The organism is Ligilactobacillus aviarius (genome assembly GCF_001654615.1).
Classification (GTDB): Bacteria; Bacillota; Bacilli; order Lactobacillales; family Lactobacillaceae; genus Ligilactobacillus; species Ligilactobacillus aviarius_B.
Genome location: NZ_LWUD01000051.1, coordinates 17,972 through 39,492 on the forward strand (window position 1 = coordinate 17,972; position 21,521 = coordinate 39,492).

At 41.2% G+C, this 21,521-nt stretch carries 16 protein-coding genes; 3 read left to right on the top strand and 13 right to left on the bottom strand.

The genetic code is table 11. The features are described from left to right. Positions 1–3: 3 nt before the first annotated feature. The 4 genes from A3O17_RS06485 to A3O17_RS06500 form a co-directional block, all read right to left on the bottom strand. Positions 4–447 (bottom strand): GatB/YqeY domain-containing protein, encoded by a 444-nt coding sequence (locus A3O17_RS06485; RefSeq protein WP_057907024.1) that lies wholly within the window; start codon positions 445–447, stop codon positions 4–6. Positions 448–481: 34 nt separating this feature from the next. Beyond that, positions 482–667 carry a 30S ribosomal protein S21 gene (gene rpsU, locus A3O17_RS06490; RefSeq protein ID WP_003694124.1) on the bottom strand — a complete coding sequence of 62 codons (186 nt, stop codon included), beginning with the start codon at positions 665–667 and terminating at the stop codon, positions 482–484. 156 nt (positions 668–823) lie between these two features. Beyond that, entirely contained in the window at positions 824–4,873 is a 4,050-nt protein-coding gene (gene addA / locus A3O17_RS06495) for a helicase-exonuclease AddAB subunit AddA (protein WP_064213308.1), read from the bottom strand. Between the two features lies 1 nt (position 4,874). Further along, on the bottom strand, positions 4,875–8,780 hold the full coding sequence (locus tag A3O17_RS06500; RefSeq protein WP_064213307.1) for a PD-(D/E)XK nuclease family protein: 3,906 nt from the start codon (positions 8,778–8,780) through the stop codon (positions 4,875–4,877). Between the two features lie 162 nt (positions 8,781–8,942). Here A3O17_RS06500 and A3O17_RS06505 point away from each other — a divergent pair, with 162 nt between their 5' ends. After that, positions 8,943–9,752, top strand: a complete 810-nt coding sequence (locus A3O17_RS06505) for a pyruvate, water dikinase regulatory protein (protein WP_064208039.1) — start codon at positions 8,943–8,945, stop codon at positions 9,750–9,752. A 40-nt stretch (positions 9,753–9,792) separates the two neighbouring features. On the opposite strand, the gene A3O17_RS06510 is transcribed toward A3O17_RS06505, so the two are convergent. The 7 genes from A3O17_RS06510 to rbsK form a co-directional block, all read right to left on the bottom strand. Next, a complete protein-coding gene (locus A3O17_RS06510) occupies positions 9,793–10,050 on the bottom strand; it encodes a hypothetical protein (protein ID WP_155728933.1) in 258 nt (85 codons plus the stop codon). Beyond that, complete coding sequence (lepA, locus tag A3O17_RS06515; RefSeq protein ID WP_064208041.1) at positions 10,040–11,875, bottom strand: translation elongation factor 4; 1,836 nt, start codon at positions 11,873–11,875, stop codon at positions 10,040–10,042. The genes A3O17_RS06510 and lepA overlap by 11 nt, the downstream gene beginning before the upstream one ends. Before the next feature lie 277 nt (positions 11,876–12,152). Then, a complete protein-coding gene (locus tag A3O17_RS06520) occupies positions 12,153–14,543 on the bottom strand; it encodes a phosphoketolase family protein (protein ID WP_064213305.1) in 2,391 nt (796 codons plus the stop codon). Between the two features lie 27 nt (positions 14,544–14,570). Beyond that, positions 14,571–15,215: a ribulose-phosphate 3-epimerase gene (gene rpe / locus A3O17_RS06525; RefSeq protein ID WP_064213304.1), complete on the bottom strand. Its 645-nt coding sequence runs from the start codon at positions 15,213–15,215 to the stop codon at positions 14,571–14,573. 25 nt (positions 15,216–15,240) lie between these two features. Next, positions 15,241–16,128: a ribose/proton symporter RbsU gene (rbsU, locus tag A3O17_RS06530; protein ID WP_064213303.1), complete on the bottom strand. Its 888-nt coding sequence runs from the start codon at positions 16,126–16,128 to the stop codon at positions 15,241–15,243. Positions 16,129–16,146: 18 nt separating this feature from the next. Further along, positions 16,147–16,542, bottom strand: coding sequence for a D-ribose pyranase (gene rbsD / locus A3O17_RS06535; RefSeq protein ID WP_064208045.1), 396 nt, complete (start codon positions 16,540–16,542; stop codon positions 16,147–16,149). 23 nt (positions 16,543–16,565) lie between these two features. Next, positions 16,566–17,477: a ribokinase gene (rbsK, locus tag A3O17_RS06540; protein WP_064213302.1), complete on the bottom strand. Its 912-nt coding sequence runs from the start codon at positions 17,475–17,477 to the stop codon at positions 16,566–16,568. 266 nt (positions 17,478–17,743) lie between these two features. Here rbsK and A3O17_RS06545 point away from each other — a divergent pair, with 266 nt between their 5' ends. Further along, positions 17,744–17,971, top strand: a complete 228-nt coding sequence (locus tag A3O17_RS06545; protein ID WP_057828035.1) for a hypothetical protein — start codon at positions 17,744–17,746, stop codon at positions 17,969–17,971. A gap of 165 nt (positions 17,972–18,136) precedes the next feature. On the opposite strand, the gene A3O17_RS06550 is transcribed toward A3O17_RS06545, so the two are convergent. Next, positions 18,137–18,559 carry an OsmC family protein gene (locus tag A3O17_RS06550; protein WP_064213301.1) on the bottom strand — a complete coding sequence of 141 codons (423 nt, stop codon included), beginning with the start codon at positions 18,557–18,559 and terminating at the stop codon, positions 18,137–18,139. Positions 18,560–18,664: 105 nt separating this feature from the next. On the opposite strand from A3O17_RS06550, the gene A3O17_RS06555 reads away from it, so the two are divergent. Next, positions 18,665–20,005 carry an MATE family efflux transporter gene (locus A3O17_RS06555; protein ID WP_064213300.1) on the top strand — a complete coding sequence of 447 codons (1,341 nt, stop codon included), beginning with the start codon at positions 18,665–18,667 and terminating at the stop codon, positions 20,003–20,005. Positions 20,006–20,043: 38 nt separating this feature from the next. On the opposite strand, the gene A3O17_RS06560 is transcribed toward A3O17_RS06555, so the two are convergent. After that, the gene (locus A3O17_RS06560; RefSeq protein ID WP_064213299.1) at positions 20,044–21,507 is read right to left on the bottom strand and encodes an amino acid permease; all 1,464 of its coding nucleotides are present in this window, start codon (positions 21,505–21,507) and stop codon (positions 20,044–20,046) included. Positions 21,508–21,521: the final 14 nt, after the last annotated feature.

Consider the following 21,521-nt stretch of genomic DNA (forward strand, 5'->3'; position numbering starts at 1 on the left):
CTCTTAACTGAGCAATGACTTTACTGTTTCGTTGACTAACTTACCGTCAGCTTTGCCTTTTAACTTCGGCATTACAGCGCCCATTACTTTACCAAAATCAGCTTTGGATGTTGCGCCAACTTCATTGATTGTTTCTTGAACAATGTCCTTCACTTCATCTTCGCTTAATTGTTTTGGCAAGTAACTTTGAACAACTTCGATTTCCTTTTCAAGTTGCTTAACTGAGTCTTCCCGGCCAGCATTCTTGAATTCTTCAAGGGAATCTTTCCGTTGTTTCAATTCACGGGACAAAACAGCAATTTCTTCTTCTGGAGATAAGTCATGACCAGCATTGATTTTTTCGTTAGCTACCGCTGCCTTCAGCATCCGGACAGTACTTAACTTGTCCTTATCCTTGGCTTTCATTGCAGCAATCATGTCTTTTTGTAATGAATCAGCTAAACTCATCACAATTGCCTCCTTAAGCTAACCAAGCCTAAAATTAGAAACGACGCTTGTTTTTACGCTTGCGTGCAGCTTCTGACTTCTTTTTACGCTTTACACTTGGCTTTTCATAGAATTCACGTTTGCGATATTCTTGCAAAGTACCTGTTTTTGAAACGGAACGTTTGAAGCGACGAAGAGCGTCATCAAGAGATTCGTTTTTACGAACGACTGTTTTTGACATGGTGTTTCCCTCCCTCCGAGCTTTAAAGTAACCGTCTTAATCCGTACCTAAGTACTTCATCTTAACAGTTCGCGTTTATTATACAATATTTTATTAAAGACTATCAAGATGATAATGCAATTTTTTATTGAAATATATGATTGTTTTTTCATCAAATTACAGATCGATCTGTTTCCGTTTATTGACGGAATACAAAACGCAGTGATGAACCGCTTTGCCGGTGATTTGCTGCAGGGCGATCGCATACAAATTAATCTGTCCGCGGTATTCCTTTTCAATCTGTTTCAGGGACGCGTGGTCAGTCTTATAATCAAATAAATAGACCGCTCCCGTTTCTTGATCTTCAAAATACCCATCAATGATTCCGTGAATCAAAACTGACTTATCCGTTTTTTCACTGATCGATGGCAGCATTTTCGCAGGCAAAAGCATTGCAAATGGCACCTCACGTTTAACTTGAGAAGCATTCGCGCAGACCTTCTTTCCCACTTCAGTTTGGTAAAATGCTAAAATTCCAGCAATATCAATTTTGGCGGCAACCTCTTTTGTAATCGAACCTTCAAGAACCAATTGATCAATCAACTGTTGAATCGTTGCCGTTGAAATCGGCTGAGTCAGATCTAACTTTTGAAAAATCAAGTGCGTTGCCGTCCCAATTTTAGCAGGCGAAGCAATAACTTCCGTTGTCATAAAGTTGGGCTGCCGAAATGCATGAACCTTAGTGGTGACCGTGGGCGTTTCATCAACAACGTTCAACTCAACTTGAGCTGAATTATCAGTGTCCTCCGCTTGTAATTGGTCCATCAAATTATTATCCGGATCATCGAAAAGGCGCTTAATATCCGTTACTGCTTGGTATGCCGATTCACGAGTCAATTCAAGGTGCGGATATTGAAAGTCTAAAATTGACTGGATTGTCGGGTCCATTGGCTGACTGATCGCGTCGCGCAAAATTGACTGGTCATCCTTAGCTGCCCCACCTTCAAAAGTTTGATTGCGTAAAGCGGCAACTGCCCCCTTGCTCCACAGTTCAACTTCAAAGTTCAATGCATTTTCACGAATCGCTTGTGGTATCCGCTCGGCATTAAAGTACCTTTTCCAGTCTGCAAATTGATCTGCTGCACGTTGCGACGTAACTTGTTGCTGATCATTAAGCGTGATCCAGGTTGTATGGTCAGCGAGGTTTGGCATCCGCCCAAGCGCCATCCCGATCCAATCCATAAAGTTTCCTTTACTAAACCGTTGATTTTCTGGTAAAAGAACGGCCTCACTTTCGGGTTGACTCCAAGCGGTTGCCCATTTCTCAATGTCAGCATACGCTCCGACCAAATAAATTCGTTGTTCAGCCCGGGTCAATGCAACGTAAAGTTTCCGCATTTCTTCGGCTAAAGCCTTGCGTTTGATCCGTTCCTTAATTGCAATGCTGATTGGGGTTGTTTCTTGAATCTCGATCGCGTCATCTTCGTTGAGTTCAACATCGTGATCCCGCTTTAAAGTCTGCCTTGAGGATTCAACGATATCTAACCCAATTCCAAATTGATCATCCAAAACGTATTTGTGATTCAGATCCTGCATGTTGAATCGTTTACTTAGATTCGTCACAAAGACAACCGGGTATTCTAAGCCTTTGCTTTTATGGATCGTCATGAATTTAACGGTGTCTTCATTGACTTGCATTTTCATTTCTGGAAGATCGCGTTGTTGCTGATCCATCCGTTCAACAAACCGAATAAATTGGAATAATCCCTTAAAACTCGTCTTTTCATATGCCGTTGCTCGTTGGTACAAAGCGTGCAGGTTCGCTTGCCGTTGTGCCCCGCCAGGTAAACCGCCAACATAGTCTAAAAAGCCAGTTGTTGTGTAAATGTTCCAGATCAACGCCGCAATTTCACTCCGCTTGGCTTGCACCCGGAACGTTGACAAATCCTGGTTAAATTGCTGAACTTTCGCATTTAAAGTTTGCCGGCGGGTTTCATCCCATGCCTTTAATTTTTCCGGATGATCGGTCATTTGGGTTGAATAATCAGTAATCGTGCTGTAAAAATCGCCGTGCGGATGATTGATCCGCAAATATGCCAATTCATCTTCATCAAACTGATACATTGGCGAACGTAAAACCGCAACCAGGGGAATATCTTGATGCGGATTATCGATGGTCTTCAAATACGAAATCATAATTTGAATTTCGGTCGTCTTAAAGTAATTATTAGTTTCATCAACATCCGTTGGAATCCCCAGCCGCTTAAATTCTTCGTTGACCAATAAGCTATCCTGATGGGATGACGACAAAATCGCAATATCAGAATACTGCAACGGCCGCATTTGCCCCTGATCACGATCAAAAATCTGGGTCTGGTTATCCATTAATTTCTTGATCTCATTTGCAATCATCACGAACTGGGCTTGCGTTTGACTATCCAATTCAAAAGCAGGTGCATTTTCCGAATCATTTTCGGCCTTTGAATCTTGCAAATAAATCAACGCTTTTGCTGGAATATTATTAACTAATTGTTCCTTTTGATATGCCGGATTTTCCGCCTTCAAAAATGCTTGTTGATCATAATCGATTTCGCCCAGGTTTTGATCCATGATCTGCATAAAAATCAGGTTCGTCAGATCGGCGATGTTTTTGATCGACCGGAAATTTTCCTGGAGAACGATCAATTCACCGTTTGAAAAGTCGTTTGACGTCTCTTCGGTTTTGAAAGTTTGGTACTTATGCATAAATAAACTTGGATCAGCTTGCCGGAACCGGTAAATTGACTGCTTAACGTCCCCCACCATAAACAAGTTATGGTTAGCAATTGCTTGAACGATTGCTTCCTGAACACCATTTGTATCTTGGTATTCATCAAGCATGATTTCCGTATAGTGCTGTTGCAATTCTTCGCGAATCTTTTGCTGAACATCATCATTGCCACGTAAAATCTTAAGCGTTAAATATTCTAAATCACTGAATTCTAAGGCGTGCCGTTGCAACTTGACTTGCAAATACCGTTGCCGAAACTTTTGAACAAGGTCAACCACGAGTTCAACGACTCCTTGGGCCCGTTTCAAGATTTCTTTCAACTGCGAATCCGAATAAAACAGCTCTGCATTTAATAATCCCTTCACCACTTGGTTAGCATCATCTTTGAACTGCTTAATGCCCCCAAGTTGATCCAATAAATCATCGTCATCTGCCGCAAAATCACGGTTTTTCGCATACATTTTGGCCTTAAACTCGAATTGCTTGACCTGCTTGCGTAAATCATCCCACGAAAGCGTTTCGTGATTAATTTGTTCAAGCATGCTCTGAATCTGGTCTAAAATTTGATCGATCGAAGCCAAATCTTCATCTGTTTTGGCCGTCAATTTTTTCAACGGCTTTTCTTTCATATTGTAAAATTCCTGCATTGCCGGAACCTGAATCGTTTGAAAGGCTTTCCGGTAACGTTGCAGGTTATCCGCAACCGTTTGAAGCTTATTGACCACATCATCTTTTAAAATCTGTTTCCAAACCGGTGTCTGGGTAAACGTTTCTTCCGTGAATTCATAATTTTGCGGTGCGGCAGCCAACCACTGATCTGGATTTTCATTCGCGCTCGCAAAATCATTTAATCGGTATACGACATCCGTTAAATCGTCATCCCGGCGATCTTGAACAAAGACCTGCAAAAAGTCATTATACTTTTCGAGAAGCTCTTGTTGACCAGGATCTAATGACGATTTCTGATTCAAATCTTCATATGCTTGATAAAAATCTTCGCGAACTTCTTGCCAAACATCTTCGCGCAATACATTTCGTTCAGATTCATCCGCCAGCACCCGGAAATTCGGATCAAGATCAATTGCATAATAATATTTTTTCAAAAACCGTAAGCAAAATGAGTCAATTGTACTAATGTCAGCAACATTAACCGCGGTTAATTGCTTTTGTAAGTGACTGATTAATTGCGGCGTCCCATGATTTTGAATCTGTTTTTGCAATTCTGCATTTAAGATTTTCGTCAAGCGGTCTTTCATTTCCTTGGCTGCCGCATTCGTAAATGTCATGATCAGCATCCGCGAAATATTCGCATTTTCATTTAAGATCTCATCCTTGATCCGTTCAACTAAAACCTTTGTTTTCCCTGAACCAGCCGAGGCAGATACTAAAATGTCATGTCCACGGTGTTCAACCGCCTTAACTTGATTCGGGGTTGCATAATCTTTAAATTCCGCCATTTTAATCCTCCTCAACCTGTTTCTTGATTGACTGCCACAATTCACTTTCCGCTTCAATCTGTTGCCATAATTCATCCGCAGAAACGTGGGTTAAATCATTAAGATCACGGTACTGGTTTCCAATCATCGGATCAAACGTCATAATTGGCAAGTAATCGGAGAAATCCAGTCCCGTTGCGTTTGCAAGCTTATATGGCGCAAGGTCAATGACCCCACTGAAAATATCGTTGGTTGCCTGACTGATCTTATATAAATCCAAGTCAAGCAATGCATTAAAGTGATCCAAATCATACATTTTCTTTTGGCTTGCCTTGCTCAATTTACCGCTTTTAAGAAGCCCGAGTTTATAGTTATCAAGGTTCAATTCGACGTCTTGATTATCATAAATCGTTCCTAAAGCCTTCACGTAATCTTCAGGCGCTTCTTTTCCACTCCGGAAAATTCCATCATAAACAAACTTTGAGTCGGCATGACTGATAGCTTGTTTCGCTGACATAACCTTTTGATAATTTGTTTGCTTTTCCTGCGGAGTCCCTAAGTGGAAGTAAACCGCACTTCCAAGTGAAATCTCGTGCTGATCGGCATCTGCGATTTGAGATCGAAGCGCTTCATTTTGGCGCAGCATCTGCAATAATTGCGGTTGATTATCCCGTAAAACTGCAAGGTACGTTAAGAGTTGCAATGAAATTCCACTGAAGGATTTAACAAGGAATTTATCCAACTTGGCATTAATGCTGCCTGATTTATAGTCCGCAACGTTATAGTAAAGATGGTGCTTTAAGTCTTCGACCACATCAATGCGGTCAAGCCGCCCCTGCAAGTTCATTTGCGGAGTCGGGGTTCGTTGAACGTCAACCGCCTTAAACCGTTTGCCGGCCAAGACTGCGTCATTTCCAAAACCAAATGTCGCTTCCGTCTTCAATGAAAAGACTTTCCGTTTCCGGTGTTGCCGGTAAATTGCTTGCGAAACTTTCCGGGTCGATTGAACTAACCGTCGTTGTAAATAGCGGTTCCGGGCAGTTTGCTTAAAGACATCGAATTCATCAAGCGCACTGATCTCACCTAATACTTGACCAAGCAATTGATCAAAATCGTCGGATTTCAACGTTGATAAGGTTGCTCCATCCTGCTGTAAATGATCGATCAAGGCTGCCATGACATCGTGGAAGAAATCGCCGACATTGGCACTCGTTGGTTCAAAAATCGTCCGCGGCTTCAACGCTAACCCGTACTTCAAGAAATATTCGTATGGATTCTTAAAGTAGGTTTCAAGCCGGGAAATCGAACCAAAGATCTCATTGCCGTAAAGTTCCTTAACCAAGGATTCATCAAGCTTTTTATGCCCGTTTTCATCAACTGGCGTTCCTGGTAAAACATCATTTGAATAATTCAAACTGTTAAAGATTCGCAATACACGTTGCGGATCCTGCTGCTTGACGTAATTATAAATTGTCGACCATTCCGGTGATAACTGTTCCTTTTGCCGTTGCAAATCCCGACTCAGTCGTAACAATTCATTAATCGTCGTCATCGGGGTCCCGATATACTGAATAATTTCCGGGCCGTAATTGGGCGCGATCAATCCCAACTTGTTAATCGGAATATTGAGATCGTCCTTAATCTTTTCAACGTAACCTGATAATTTCAGTTCTGCCCCGTCAGAATCGTTGATCGGATATGAAAAATGCAACTGCTCGCTTGGGCTCATGAATGCAATGTAATTCGTAAATGGTTCTTCTGCCATCCGCATTTCGCATGTTTCTGGCAAAAACTTATCATCATTTGATGTAGGATTCCAAATGTCATTTAAAACGTTCCGATCATCTTCTGAGAGCAGCTTTTGGTCATCAATTTTTGCTGGCATCACGTCATCGGTCGCGCCGATTACAAACGCAATTTTACGATTCTGCATTTGAGCATTGCCGCTTTGTGAAAAAATCACCTGATCAAGCGTTGATGGAACCCGCTTATATGATGCGGTTTCAAACCCGCTTTGGAAGATATTAATAAACAGTTCACGATCAAATGGTTCATCACCAAGCGCCAAAACGTATTCATCCATTAACTGGCAAAAAACGTTCCAAACCTGTTCCGGTCGGGTAGGATCAACCGCATTGCCATGCAGCGTTGCATCCGTTGCCTGGTGGTTTTCGCTCAGAATCTGCTGAGCACCTTGTTGCCATTGCCGCAGTGTTTCGGCGACTTCCGCCTTTTCAAGGATTTGGTACAACACAACTGCAAAATCGCGGCCGGTTTTAACGCTCTTTAATGCCTGCTGATAACTTTCAAATAATTCTAAGACCTGTTTCCGCAACAAATTAGCATTCCGGTTGATCGTCAGTTGCCGTTCACGTTCAAGCAACTCTTCCGTTGTTTCCTTTTCCTTTCGCGGCAACTCCTGCACGATCCACTCTTTTTGCCAGGCCGCCTTCGTTTGGATCCCATGCGCCAACAGATAATTTTCAACTACATCCAGCGTATTCCGGTATGTTGCCGCTCTTCGAAGTTCAACTTCATCAGCGTCCGTTGGAATCAATGATGAACTGTTCGGATGATCCCGCAGCCAGCTTTGCTCCCGTTTCCGCATTAATTCTAAGGTCCGTCCCTTAATAATTTGCTTAGGGATAAACAGTTCCGTCTTCAAGAAGCGCATGATCGACTGGTAATTAAACCCATGTTGTTGAACATCGAACAGTGCAAGGATGAATTCAACTAATGGATGCGAGGCCATCGTCTGGGTTAGATCCGTAAACAGTGGAATTTGAAATTGTTCAAAGACCGGTTCGATCAAGTTTTGATATTTCGCCGTATCGGGGGTCAAAACCAAAAAGTCGCGGTACTCATATGGGTGATCCGTTTGCTGGCTTTCAGCAACCATTCGTCGAATTTTGCCAGCGACCCACTTAACTTCACTAATTCGGTCAACTGTCTGGGTAATTGAAATTTGCTGTTTTTCATCTTTGGAAAGTTCAACATTTGGGTGGGCGCCGATTCGATGACTGGCGATCCAATCGTCTTCAAGCTTTTGCAAACTTGAGTTTACTCGAGGAGTTAATGCCCACCGAATTTTGATGTTTTGGGCTGGAACTAAGTGACGTAATTGCTGGTAAAGTTTAGCCGGACGGTAAAAAAGTTCATTCGGTCGCGGTAATTTTTTAGATGCTAAATCGTCAAGCGGCAAGCTGATCATCACATCATGCGCATTCTGCATTAAATGCTTTAAAATTTTAATTTCACGGGCATTGAACTGGTCAAACCCACTGATCAAAAAATATTGATGACTTAAATCAAGCCGTTGCAATTCTTCAAATAAAAGGTCCATCAACTTGGCTGGATCAAGAAATTGGTCAAGCAGCAACTGACCATTGACCTTCGCGTTTAAAAATTCTTGATAGATAACCGCCAAATCACCTAGCTTGTCCGCCAAATTTGATTGGTGCTGGTTAATAGCGGCCTTTTGCATTTCAAGTAAATCTTCCGGTTCAAACCCGCTTAATCGAAATTCAATCAGTTGGTCAGCTAATTTGGCAGCAAACCCAGCCTGACTTTGCTCACTGCTGAAAATCGTTAAATCTTGCTTTTGAATTTTATTCAGCAAGTGCGTAACCAGCATTGCCAGCCCCGTTTGACTCAAATTTTGCCGGTTTAACACCGATGAATTACGCAAAAAGAACCATGCAAACCGGGTAAATGACAAAACCTGCACGTTTGCACTGGCGAAAAATTGCGTTTGTTTTTCCTTTCGTAAATAATCAAGGACGTTAACTTCTGATTCGAATTTGATGTGTTCTGGAACTAAATAAAAGAACTGGGCATCCGGATCTTCCTGCATCCAAGTTGAAAGTTGATGGTGCATTACAGCTTCGTGATCCATTGATGCCTTACCCAAGACAAATTGAACTCCCATAAAATAAATCCTTTCTATGTAAATCTTATTTAGATTATATCATTTCACCGAGCATAACACTTTTTAAAAACTTGCATATTAATTACTTTAAATCTAGACAAATAATACGAATAAACATTATAATATAAGTAAATAAAGCGCTTTTATACAAGGAGGATTTTCATGGAGTCAAATGTTAAAATTTACGTCGTATCAGATTCAATTGGGGCAACGGCACTCAGCCTTGCGCAGGCGGTCACTGTTCAATTCCCCAAAACCAAGTTTGAAATCAAGCGTTTTCCGTTTATTACAACCCTCTCGATCTTGCAGGGAATTTTAAATTCTGCTAAACGCGATCATGCATTCATCATTCATACGTTCATTACGAAAGATTTAACCGAACATACAAATGAATTTTGCACGGCAAATAACTTAAATCACTATGATGCGGTTGGCGATTTACTAACTGAACTTGAAAAGCAAACGAATGAAAAACCGCTTCGCAAGCCGGGAATCAACCACGAAACGGATAAAGATTACTTCAAGAAAATCGAAGCAATCGAATTTGCCGTAAATTACGATGACGGGAAAGACCCATCTGGCTTTACAAAGGCTGACATCGTGCTTTTAGGCGTTTCGCGAACTTCCAAGACGCCGCTTTCGCTTTACCTTGCCAACTTAGGTTATAAGGTTGCCAACTTGCCGTTAGTTCCTCACACTAAAATTCCAGATGAACTTTTTAAGGTCGACAAAAATAAAATCTTTGGTTTAACAAATGATCCTGAAATTTTAAATGATATTCGCAAACAGCGGATGATTGCCTATGGGCTTGATCCGAATACCCAATATTCAAATCTTGGAAACATCGAAAGTGAACTAAGTGCTGCTAACGAACTTTATCGTAAATTAGGATGTCTTGTAATCAATGTTGCTCATAAATCAATTGAAGAAACTGCAACGTTGATCATTGAAAGTTTGCCAGAACAAAAATAGGAAAAAAACAGGTTGAAACGATCGTTTCAACCTGTTTTTGTTAAATCACATTTTTAAATAAATATTCCACTGAAAATCCAAAAAGAAATTCAAGGATAATCACGACCGTTGTTACCCGTTGCAACTTGATCCAGTATTCCGGATTCATTTTAATTTTAACTAACCCGTAAATTGCATAAATCACAAGCAGCGCTGTGACAATTCCAAATAATTTAACATTTAGAATGCATAAAATAATTTGGATTACAACCGCAACGATCATTCCCATTTGGGCGTTTCGAATTTGATTATTTTGCATCGCTTTCATCATCCGTCTTTAAAACTGCCATAAAGGCTTGTTGCGGCACTTCAACCTTTCCTAAAGCCTTCATCCGCTTCTTCCCGCGTTTCTGCTTATCAAGCAATTTTGCCCGCCGGTCGGGATCCCCAGTATGGATCCGAGCAGTGACATCTTTCCGGTAAGCCTTAATATTGGTCCGCGCAATAATCTTGGCCCCAATTGCGGCTTGAATCGGGATCTCGAAGTTTTGCCGCGGAATAATCTTCTTCAACTTTTCAACGATCGAACGCGCCCGTTTTTCAGCAAATTCCTTGTGGGAGATAAAACTCAAAGCATCAACTTTATCCCCATTCAGTAAGATATCGATTTTTGCTAATTCACTTGGTTGGGTTCCATCCAATTCATAATCAAGCGAAGCATAGCCACGGGTACTTGATTTCAATTTATCAAAGAAATCAAAGATGATTTCCGCAAGCGGCATTTGATAAATGACGTTTACCCGGTTGTCATCAAGATATTCCATGGTAACGAATTGCCCCCGTTTACGTTGACAAAGTTCCATTACCGCCCCAACATAATCATTCGGAACCATAATTTCAGCCCGGACATACGGTTCGTTGATCTGCTTGATCAGCGTTGTTTCAGGCATTTCAGCCGGGTTCGTAACTGCAACGTGACTGCCATCAGTCAGTTCAACATCATAAGTTACGGATGGCGCCGTTGTGATCAACTCCAAGTTAAATTCGCGTTCAAGTCGTTCTTGAATAACGTCCATGTGAAGCAATCCTAAAAAACCGCATCGGAAACCAAAGCCAAGGGCCTGCGAGGTTTCAGGTTCAAATTCAAGGGCCGCATCGTTTAGTTTCAACTTTTCAAGTGCTTCGCGCAAATCATTGTACTTAGCATTGTCAGTTGGATAAAGTCCAGAATAAACCATTGGACTCATTTCACGATAACCGGCAAGCGGTTCGTCTGTTGGGTCATCTGCATTGGTGACTGTATCCCCGACCCGGGTATCTTGAATATCTTTGATTGAGGCAGTAATGTAACCAACATCCCCGGCAATCAGCATGTCACGCTTCAACGGTTTCGGCGAGTTTACCCCCACTTCAGTAACTTCATACTTCGCACCGCTGTTCATCAGTAAGATCTTATCTCCCGGCTTAACGGTTCCTTCCTTGACACGGACACTTAAAACAACGCCGCGATAATCATCGTAAACTGAGTCAAAAATCAACGCCTTCAATGGCTTTTCAAGGTCGCCATCTGGTGCCGGAAATTTATTAACGATATCTTCAAGAACCTGATCAACGCCAAGCCCTGTTTTGGCAGAAATCAAATCGGCGTCCGAAGCATCCAATCCAATGTCATTTTCAATTTCTTCCTTAACCTTATCCGGCTGAGCTGACGGCAAATCGATTTTATTAATGACCGGTAAAATTTCCAGATCATCATCAAGTGCCAGGTAAACGTTTGCTAACGTTTGGGCTTCAACCCCCTGCGTCGCATCAACAACTAACACGGCTCCTTCACATGCGGCAAGTGACCGTGAAACTTCATAAGAAAAGTCAACGTGCCCCGGGGTATCGATCAGGTGAAAAATATACGTTTCCCCGTCTTTGGCCTTATAATGCAATTCAACTGCATTCAACTTAATCGTAATTCCCCGTTCGCGTTCAAGGTCCATTGTATCAAGCAACTGGTCCTGCATTTCACGTTTTGAAACCGTATCGGTCATTTCAAGGATTCGATCGGCAAGCGTTGACTTTCCATGGTCAATATGCGCAACAATTGAAAAATTGCGAATATGCCGCTGACGCTCTTTCATTTCTTCCAAATCCATTCGTGCGTCCCCACTTTCGTCCAATAATGTCTAACTTTTATTATATCAAGATATAGGACGATACAAAAGTGAATTTGTGACAAAAAAGGAGGTTGTGACACAAGTCGCAACCTCTTTGCTATATCCGCATAATCGGGCTCCAAAACAAACGAGCTGAGTGGTGACGCGAAGCTAATTCGAAAATCTCCGAATCTACGCTGGCGCGATTCGTTCGTTTTTCTGCTTCCATCACGCTCGTTTTTTACTGTTTTGTCGCACCTTCTTTTTACTACCAAATCTATTTTTGGTTAACATCTTCCCAACGCCATTCGGTAACTTCCGGCATATCTTTACCGTTATCCCGAATGTATTGGTTATGTTTGTTGATCATGTCATCCATCTTCTGAACGAATGATGCGGCCTTTTCCTTGTATCCTGGAACATGCATAATTGCGTCTTTTGCTAAATGGAATCGATCAAGATGGTTCAAGACCCGCATATCGAACGGGGTGGTAATGTCGCCTTCTTCACGGTATCCATGCGCGTGTAAATTATGGTTATGCCGGTTAAAGAACATGCTTTGTAATAAATCTTCAAAGCCATGGAATGCAAAGATTACGGGCTTATCTTTTGTAAAGTAGCCATCAAATTCTTCATCCGATAATCCCCGCGGATCGATTTCCGGTGAACGTAATCGCAAAATATCGACTACATTGATCATCCGAATCTTTAATTCAGGAAACGCTTCATGCAAAATACTTACAGCTGCCATGGCTTCCGTTGTCGGTTCGGTCCCGGCACTGGCAATTACCACATCCGGTTCGGCATCTTGATCAGTTGATGCCCAGTCAACATACTTCAACCCGTTTGTGACTAATTCACGGGCTTCATCGGCCGTGAACCATTGGAACCGTGGATGCTTTGAAGTTACCATTAAATTAATGACATTCCGTTCGGTAAATGCTTTGTCACCAACGGCAAGTAACGTGTTCGTATCACATGGGGTGTATTCACGAACGTACTTGCCTTTCTTTTCGGCCATATGCGTCAACATTCCGGGATCTTGGTGGGTATATCCATTGTGATCTTGCTGGAATGAATTTGACGCATTCACGATGTTCAATGACGGATAATCATGGTGCCAATCAAGTTCATCAGCTTTCCGGATCCACTTAAAGTGTTGGGTCAACATCGAATCAATGACCCGGGTAAAAGCTTCGTACGATGCAAACATTCCGTGCCGGCCGGTTAAAACATATCCTTCAAGCCAACCTTCGCATTGGTGTTCTGAAAGTTGAGAATCGATATTGCGGCCTGCATGCGCCATATTTTCATCATTTGGTTCGTGAATTTCTTCCATCCACTGCCGTTTACCATCATCAAGCATTTGGAACAATTTGTTTGATTTTGTTTCATCTGGTCCAAATGCCCGGAAGTTAGTTGGATTCAACTTTTCAACTTCGGCTAAATACTTGCCCCAGGTAACCATGTCTTCAGCCTTAAATTGGCCGCGCCCTTGTTTTTCAACGTCTAGGGCAAAATCACGGTAATCTGGCAGATCCAAGGTCTTCGGGTGAATGCCGCCATTTGTGATTGGGTTCGTTGACATCCGGTGTTGTTCGTCAGGGATGTTTTGCCGCACGATTTCGGTTGGATAACCATTTTCATCAAACAATTCTTCGGGGTTATATGATTCCATCCAATTGATCAATAAATCTTTATGTTCCATTTGATCTTGGCTGACCGGAATCGGAACTTGGTGAGCCCGGAATGAATTTTCAATCGGATTACCGTCAAGATCCTTCTTCGGACCTGTCCAACCCTTGGGTGCCCGCAAAATGATCATTGGCCATACTGGCAATGAATCATCATGATTTTCACGCGCATTCTTTTGGATGGCCTTGATTTTTTCAATACAGTCATCCATGGCATCGGCCATGATCTTATGGGCCTCCATCGGTGCCTTGCCATGCACATTGACAATATGCGGTTCCCAGCCCATACCTTCAAAGTATTTCGTCAAATCTTCATCGCTCATCCGCGATAAGACCGTTGGGTTTGAAATCTTGAACCCGTTGATTTGAAGAATCGGTAATACCGCACCATCATAGATCGGATTAATAAATTTATCCGAGAACCATGAAGCTGCCAACGGACCAGTTTCAGCTTCACCATCGCCAATTTCAACGGCCGCAATGACATCTGGGTTATCCAAAATTGCCCCGGTTCCGTGTGAAAGGGAATACCCTAATTCGCCCCCTTCATGAATTGACCCGGGAGTTTCTGGAGCAGCATGGGAAGCCACCCCGCCTGGAAATGAAAATTGCTTGAACAGCCGCTGCATTCCTTGTTCATCCTGAGTGATCCGTGGATAAATTTCCGAGTAACTGCCATCCAAATATGAATTTGAAACCATTACTTGGCCACCGTGACCGGAGCCCTCAATATAAAACATGTTCAAATCATATTTTTGAATTACGCGGTTCAAGTGCGCATAAATAAAGTTTTGTGGCGCAATCGTTCCCCAGTGGCCAATTGGTTTCGGCTTAACATCCGTTGCCTTTAATTCCCGGCGTAATAATGGATTATCCATTAAGAATAATTGGCCGACTGAAAGATAAGTAGCGGCTCTCCAATAAGCATCAACACTTTTTAAGTATTCGGTTGTATCATATTTTGTATTTGTCATGTTGCTGTTCCCCTTCAATTAAGATTTCTAAACTGCTTTTAATTTCTGAATTTGAATTGCAGGTGTTTCATGATTATAAACAAACGATCCTGCAACGGCAATCGTCGCTCCGGCCTGTTTACATTGCGCGATTGTCTGATCATTGATCCCGCCATCGACTTCAATTTCAAAGGCGAATCCTCGTTGAGCTTTAATTTCTGCAAGTTGTTTGATTTTATGCGTCATTGACGGTAAAAAATGCTGGCCGCCAAATCCTGGGTCAACGGTCATCACTAAAACCTGATCAACTTCTGAAAGAAGGTCAGTGATCATCGCAACCGATGTTCCCGGGCAAATCACCAATTCGGCCTTTTTCCCCGCTTCATGAATCATCTTCAACGCCCGATGAATGTGCGGCGTAGCTTCGTAATGAACGCCGATAATATCCGCTCCGGCAGCGGCAAATTCACTGATCCATTTCTCAGGATGTTCAACCATTAAGTGAACATCAAAAGTCAAATCTGACTGTCCGCGTAACTGCCGGACAACATTTGCCCCAAATGAAAGGTTCGGAACAAAATTGCCATCCATCACATCGATATGCAGATAGTCCGCTCCCGCCTGCTCAACGCGCTTCACATCTCTTCCTAAGTTGGAAATATCTGCACTTAAAATTGAAGGTGCAATTTTCATTTTATTTCACCCCTGTCAAATCATCTTAAACAATTACCGTAATTGCTGCGGCTCCGATAATAATTACCAAACCTAAGATCGTGACCAGCATTTCCTTATGCGTTTTCTTCTGACCTAAGAACCAGATTCCCGTCAACGTTGCTAGAACAACTGAAGTTTGTGACAAGATAAACCCGGTTGCCAAGCCATTCATATTTGGTTGAGCAGAAATCAAATAGGTTAAAGCTGCAAATGCAAAGAAGAAGCCGGAAATGATTTGTTTGTAAGTTACCGTTTCTGTAAACGGTGATTGTTCTTTGTTTTTAACCGTCGCAATTATACCGTAAACAATTCCAACAATTACCATTCCGATTGCTTGCGGTAAGAAGGCATGCATTCCATTAATATGGGCTGCTTGCGGAGCTGCCGAATATGCCCAGTATCCAATTTCGCCAAAAAGCAAAACGATGACTGCTTTTTTCAACGCTCCTTGACCTTCTGTTGTTTTCTTTTCTGACCAAACCGTCATCCACGCGCCGAGAATGATCAACGCCAAGGCAATAAACCCAACCACCTTATCCATTCCAGTTGGCCAATCACCCAACGCAACGACGCCCCATAATGAGGCTCCTAACAATTGGAAAGCGGTTGTGACCGGCATTGCCCGTGACGACCCAATTAGTGTAAATGAATAAAACGTCACAATCTGTGCACATGCCCAACCGACTCCTGAAAGAATCGCCAGTAATAGATCCATTCCATGCGGAAATCCTAAATGTTCGATCTGGTTGTAAACAATCGCAAAAATCAACGTCCCCAGGGTTGATCCTAAAATTTGGTTAACGGGTTTTCCGCCAAATTTTGATGCAATTGTTGGATAAATTCCCCAACCGATCAACGGTCCGAGACCAATTAAAATCGCAACCATATTCATATAAACTACCCCTTCTTTTTAAAAGACAACGCCGCTTTCAAGCATAATATTTGAGTACGGTGTCATTTCACCAGTCCGAATAAACGCTTTACAATTACTTAAATCCTTCTTCATTTCATCGTGCGGAATGAAAACGATCGGTGTATCCGGCAGCCGTTTCTTAATGTTCTCCAGCATTGTCGGATTTTGCGTCTTGATTTCTTCTGCAAGAAAGATCCGCTGAACTTCAAGTTCTTCCAAAACGTTATTTAAAACATCCATAAAGCTTGGAATTCCTTTTGTAACTGCCAAATCGATTTTTTCAGTGCCCGCTGGAACCGGCATTCCAGCATCGCCGATTGCTAATTTATCAAAGTGTCCCATTTGGGCAATTACCCGTGACATATCTGAATTAATGACCTTTGTTTTTTTCATGATTGATTCCTCCCCAAAATGATTTAAGCTTCCATTTCCTTTAAGTACGGAATTGAAGGCTGTGCGCCAAAGCGTTGAACCGTAATTGATGATGCTTTATTACTAAACTTGATCGCATCTTCTAAATTACTGAAATCTTTATTCAAAACGCTGCTTAATGCCCCAATAAAGGTATCGCCGGCAGCCGTCGTATCAACTGCATTGACTTTTAACGCTGGAATAATCGCGGTCTTTCCGGCATAGCTATAAAAAGTTCCTTGACTTCCAAGCGTAATCAAAACGGCTTTAATTCCTAAAGCATGGAATTTTTCAGCTGCGTTGATCATTGAAGCTTGATCCGCAATTTTAATTCCGGTAATCACTTCGGTTTCCGTTTCATTTGGAACGATCATATCAGTTACTTTAAGTAGTTCTTCTGGAATTTTATCAATTGCCGGTGCTGGATTTAAAATCGTTACAACGCCGTTTTGACGCGCGATTTTAAATGCTTCCGTTGTACAATCGATTGGAGTTTCGAATTGAGCAACTACAAAGTCGCTTTGAGTGATCAAGTCGCGATTTTGATCAACGTGTTCCGGTTTAAATGCCATATTGGCGCCGCCATGAACGTAGATTAAGTTTTCACTATCATCGTCAACGATCACGAATGCTTGACCTGTTTTATGATTGGATAACGTTGCGATCCCCTGGCAGTTGATCCCATCTTCATGTAAAAGCTCCAGCATTGTTTGACTTACTTCCCGGTCTTCTCCCACAGCACCAATGAAGGAAGTGTCAGCCCCCAAGCGTTGCGCAGCAATCGCCTGGTTGGCACCTTTTCCGCCACCGGCTGTAAAAATTTCTTTCGTATGCAAGGTTTCCCCTGGCTTTGCCATCCTTGCAACCCGAATTGTCCGGTCAAGATTGATGCTTCCAATAACGGTTACTTTATTCATAAAATATCACTCCAATTTAATTGACTCAGAGTGAAGCGCTTTACCCTGTAGTTATAATATACCTGATTCTGTAACCGATTTCAATAACCAATTTAATTTTTGGTAGGTACCAATTGAAATGCAAATAAACATTGCCCTTATCAGCTTTTTAGTAAAAATTCTTTGATTTAAATGGTTCGTAATTGGTAAATTAACTTGAAAATGCTATCATGAAAGTTGAGGAGAGATTCTTAAAAAAATTTGGTATATGGAGAGGAGTATTTGTTATGGAATTTGACGAACTCACACCCCAAGAACAAGAAATTTTTATGGAGGTTGCCAAAAGCAAAATTGAAGATGAAGTCTTCATGGCTGATGGAAAGAATTATTTCTCATTAGTAACGAAAGGATTAGTTAAAGAAATTCCGAATGCAAACTTTCTTGCTGCATCCGTTATTTTAACTAAGGAAGGCAAAAAACTCCGCGATAAAGTTTTAAAAAAGGAAAATAATTAACCGTTAAAGGCATTTAAAAGCTGCGACTCTGATCGCAGCTTTTTTTATTAAAAAATCCTTATCCTCTTCACAAAACTTCACGTTTCTTGTTGCTTAAAGGATAAGGACCTAATTAACCACTACCTGTATCATAGTAAGATTTTAAAAGGCATTCAAAAATTTTGCTTAGTAACTCCACGTAACCTTGGTTTGATCTTCAACGGTTGCGTGAACCGGACATGCCGTTACACATTCTTGGAAAAATCGTTCTTCTTCTGTTCGCGGTAAATCAGATTCCATTTCAAACTTAATTTGAATGTCTGAAATTCGATCTTTAATTCGGGGATCAACAATCCCGTGGGTCTCAACATTTCCAGTAATCGTTACTACCAACTTATTAATCTTGATTCCTTTTCGTTTGGCCAATGAACGCGCTGTAATATTTAAGCATGAACCAAGAGCACCAAAAAAGTAATCCGTTGGGCGCGGATATTTACCGCTTCCGCCGACCCGTGCTGGCTCATCACACTTAAAAACAAGTTCGCCCGTATCATTCGTAACTTCATAACCATCATCGCTTTTTGTCGAAACAACTTTCATTGAACGCATCGCAATTCCTCCTTCATTTTTATTTTAGCGCTTTAGATATTAATTATCTTTCATTAAGCTCTATGATAAACTGAAACTAAGAATCATTTAGAAAGGATCAGTTCAATGTCAGAGACTTCTAACGCATCCCTTAACCATCAGTTATCGCAATATGTTTTTCGCAGTATTTTAAGTACCGTTGGCGCTTCCATCTACGTGCTTGCCGATAGCTTTTTTGTTGCTCAGAAAATGGGCGTTTTAGGCGTTGCCGTAATGAATCTTTCAATGCCGCTGTTTAATGTGATGGATGGGCTTGGTTTTCTTCTCGGAATGGGTGGCGGAACGTTGTTTACGATCTATCAAATTCAGGACCGCAAACGTTCAGCGAAAACATACACGCAAACGGTTATCGTGGGACTGATCATTGGACTTATCTTTACTTTGCTTGGAATTTTATGGGCTGCGCAAATTTCACATCTACTTGGAGCTGACTCGACCACTTTTAAAATGACCTTCCAGTACGTTCAAACCGTTCTTCTGTTTGGTCCTGGATTTATCTTTAATAATCTTTTACTCGGATTTATTCGAAATGATCATGGAACAAAAACCGCGATGTTTGCGATGACGATTTCAAGTCTTGCCAATATCTTTCTTGACTGGCTTTTTATTTTACGCCTTAATATGGGGATGATCGGTGCAGGGCTGGCAACCAGCTTTTCTCCGATCATCAGTATCCTAATCATCCTGACCCATTTTAGAAAAAAGGAAAATCACTTGAAACTCGTAAGTCATCCATTCATTTTAAGTGATCTTCGCCAAACATTTTCAATTGGGTTGCCATCATTTTTAACAGAAATGAGTACTGGAGTTGGAATCTTTATTTATAACTGGGTATTTCTCAAAGTCAGTGGCAATAATGCCGTTGCGGCTTATGGTATCGCAGCCAACGTCCTTTTGGTTGCACTAGCTTTATTTACGGGAGTTGCTCAGGGAATCCAACCAATCGTCAGCCAAGAATATGCACACCGGAATTTCAAGACGATAAAACACGGACTGCACTTTGGACTGGTAATTGCTGAACTGCTTGGGATTGTTTGCTTAACATTTGTATGTTTCAACAGCCACCTGATTATTGATTTCTTCAATGCCGCATCCAATTTCAAGGTCATCAGCCTTGCCAACTCAGGAATGAAATTACTACTAATCAGTTTGCTATTTTCAAGTTTAAACGTTGTCTTTAACATTTTCTTTTCAGCCATCAATAATTCACACATCTCGATCGCAATGGTCATTCTTCGGGGATACATTTTCCCGTTAATTATCGTTGTCTTGTCAGCAAAACTTGCTGGAATTCAAGGTGTATGGTTAAGCTTGACGGTCATTGAATTGATTACGTTGATCATTGAACTGATCGCATGGGCAATCGTTAAAAGCAAAATGAAACGCAATGATTTTTCAATTGAATAGAAAAAATAGGCCACAAAATTTGTGGTCTATTTTTTACTCTAATCAAACGTTATTGTTCCCGTAATTAATGAATAAATTCCAATAATTGCCATGATCATAATCACAATCCATGCAATTGATTCAATTTTCCCCCATTTTTCAGAGCGTTCTTTTTTGCCTTTATAATAAAATGGAAATCCAGTTATCCAAACAATCGCTGCTAACAAAAGATACTTTAATCCTGCTCCGTATACCATAAAAGCAGTGAAACAAACTGCAATTACAGCCCAAATTCCAGATGTAATTCTTACCTTTTTAGGTTGATTTTCAAACCCAATTCCAGTTACAACGCTCTTTAGTGCATAAAGTGAAACCATTAAATATGGAACAATTGAAAGAGATGTTGAGAATTTCAATAATACCTCATACCCTGCAGAATATGCTCCTGCTACAATCATCAAAACCTGAGTAATTCCTGCTGTCACAAATAATGAATTGATTGGTGCCTCGTTTTTGTTTAATCCATTTAACCACTTTGAGCTTGAACCGCCACGTCCGGCTAAACGAACCTCTTCTGCACTTAAATTTACCCATGCAATTAATGCACCAAGTACTGAAATAATTAAACAAATATTGATCAACCATGATCCCCATGGCCCAACCATATGCTCCATTAATCCAGCCATTGAGGGTGCATGTAATCCTGAAATTGTTTTTGGAGATAGTAAACCTAATGATAAAATACTGGTTCCAACTAGCAATGTAATGACAATTAATGCTCCGATTGTTGTGGCTTTTGCAACATCGGATAACTTCTTTGCCCGCGTTGCAAAAATAGTTCCAGATTCAATCCCAATTAAAGTCCACATTGCAGCTAACAAAACATTTTTACTTTGATCGAAAATAGATACATGACTCCACTGATGAGTCGTTATATTAAAAACATTTTGGCTTGCAAAATGTGCCATAAAAATATGCGGATTGAAATTAAAAATTGCTAAAATCAAAAAAGCTGTAATTGGGATAACCTTCGCAATTGTCGTTAAATTATTTAACCACGTCTCAGTATGAACACCCTTAAGTACTAAAAATACAATTACCCATAGTAAAATCGAAGCAATAATTACGGCTGGCCATGTAGTTCCATTTCCAAAATATTTAAAAATTGCAAAACTTCCAAATGCCGAAAATAGAACCGTCAAATAGCTTGCATTTCCAATTGCATCTCCAGCTCCATGGCCGTAAGCGGCAATAAATCCTCCTACATTGCCAAACATCTTTTTACTCCAACCATAAATTCCATCATCAATTTCAGGTTGTTGAAGAGTCAAATTTCGATAAACTGAAGCAAGTGCAAGCATTCCGAGTGCTACAATTGCCCATCCTAAAAGAATTCCTGCTGGATTGGCACCTTCCGTCATTGTTGCCGGTAACGCAAAAATTCCTGATCCAATCGTTCCACCAACAACCAATGCTGTTAATCCGCCAAGTCCAACTTTATTTTTTATTTCTCCTTTTTCCATAAGATCATCTCCTT

What these genes read in the sequence shown, in the direction of transcription:
- A3O17_RS06485 (WP_057907024.1), bottom strand. Translation starts at nt 447, where the DNA reads ATGAGTTTAGCTGATTCATTACAAAAAGACATGATTGCTGCAATGAAA.
- rpsU (WP_003694124.1), bottom strand. Translation starts at nt 667, where the DNA reads ATGTCAAAAACAGTCGTTCGTAAAAACGAATCTCTTGATGACGCTCTT.
- addA (WP_064213308.1), bottom strand. Translation starts at nt 4,873, where the DNA reads ATGGCGGAATTTAAAGATTATGCAACCCCGAATCAAGTTAAGGCGGTT.
- A3O17_RS06500 (WP_064213307.1), bottom strand. Translation starts at nt 8,780, where the DNA reads ATGGGAGTTCAATTTGTCTTGGGTAAGGCATCAATGGATCACGAAGCT.
- A3O17_RS06505 (WP_064208039.1), top strand. Translation starts at nt 8,943, where the DNA reads ATGGAGTCAAATGTTAAAATTTACGTCGTATCAGATTCAATTGGGGCA.
- A3O17_RS06510 (WP_155728933.1), bottom strand. Translation starts at nt 10,050, where the DNA reads ATGCAAAATAATCAAATTCGAAACGCCCAAATGGGAATGATCGTTGCG.
- lepA (WP_064208041.1), bottom strand. Translation starts at nt 11,875, where the DNA reads ATGGATTTGGAAGAAATGAAAGAGCGTCAGCGGCATATTCGCAATTTT.
- A3O17_RS06520 (WP_064213305.1), bottom strand. Translation starts at nt 14,543, where the DNA reads ATGACAAATACAAAATATGATACAACCGAATACTTAAAAAGTGTTGAT.
- rpe (WP_064213304.1), bottom strand. Translation starts at nt 15,215, where the DNA reads ATGAAAATTGCACCTTCAATTTTAAGTGCAGATATTTCCAACTTAGGA.
- rbsU (WP_064213303.1), bottom strand. Translation starts at nt 16,128, where the DNA reads ATGAATATGGTTGCGATTTTAATTGGTCTCGGACCGTTGATCGGTTGG.
- rbsD (WP_064208045.1), bottom strand. Translation starts at nt 16,542, where the DNA reads ATGAAAAAAACAAAGGTCATTAATTCAGATATGTCACGGGTAATTGCC.
- rbsK (WP_064213302.1), bottom strand. Translation starts at nt 17,477, where the DNA reads ATGAATAAAGTAACCGTTATTGGAAGCATCAATCTTGACCGGACAATT.
- A3O17_RS06545 (WP_057828035.1), top strand. Translation starts at nt 17,744, where the DNA reads ATGGAATTTGACGAACTCACACCCCAAGAACAAGAAATTTTTATGGAG.
- A3O17_RS06550 (WP_064213301.1), bottom strand. Translation starts at nt 18,559, where the DNA reads ATGCGTTCAATGAAAGTTGTTTCGACAAAAAGCGATGATGGTTATGAA.
- A3O17_RS06555 (WP_064213300.1), top strand. Translation starts at nt 18,665, where the DNA reads ATGTCAGAGACTTCTAACGCATCCCTTAACCATCAGTTATCGCAATAT.
- A3O17_RS06560 (WP_064213299.1), bottom strand. Translation starts at nt 21,507, where the DNA reads ATGGAAAAAGGAGAAATAAAAAATAAAGTTGGACTTGGCGGATTAACA.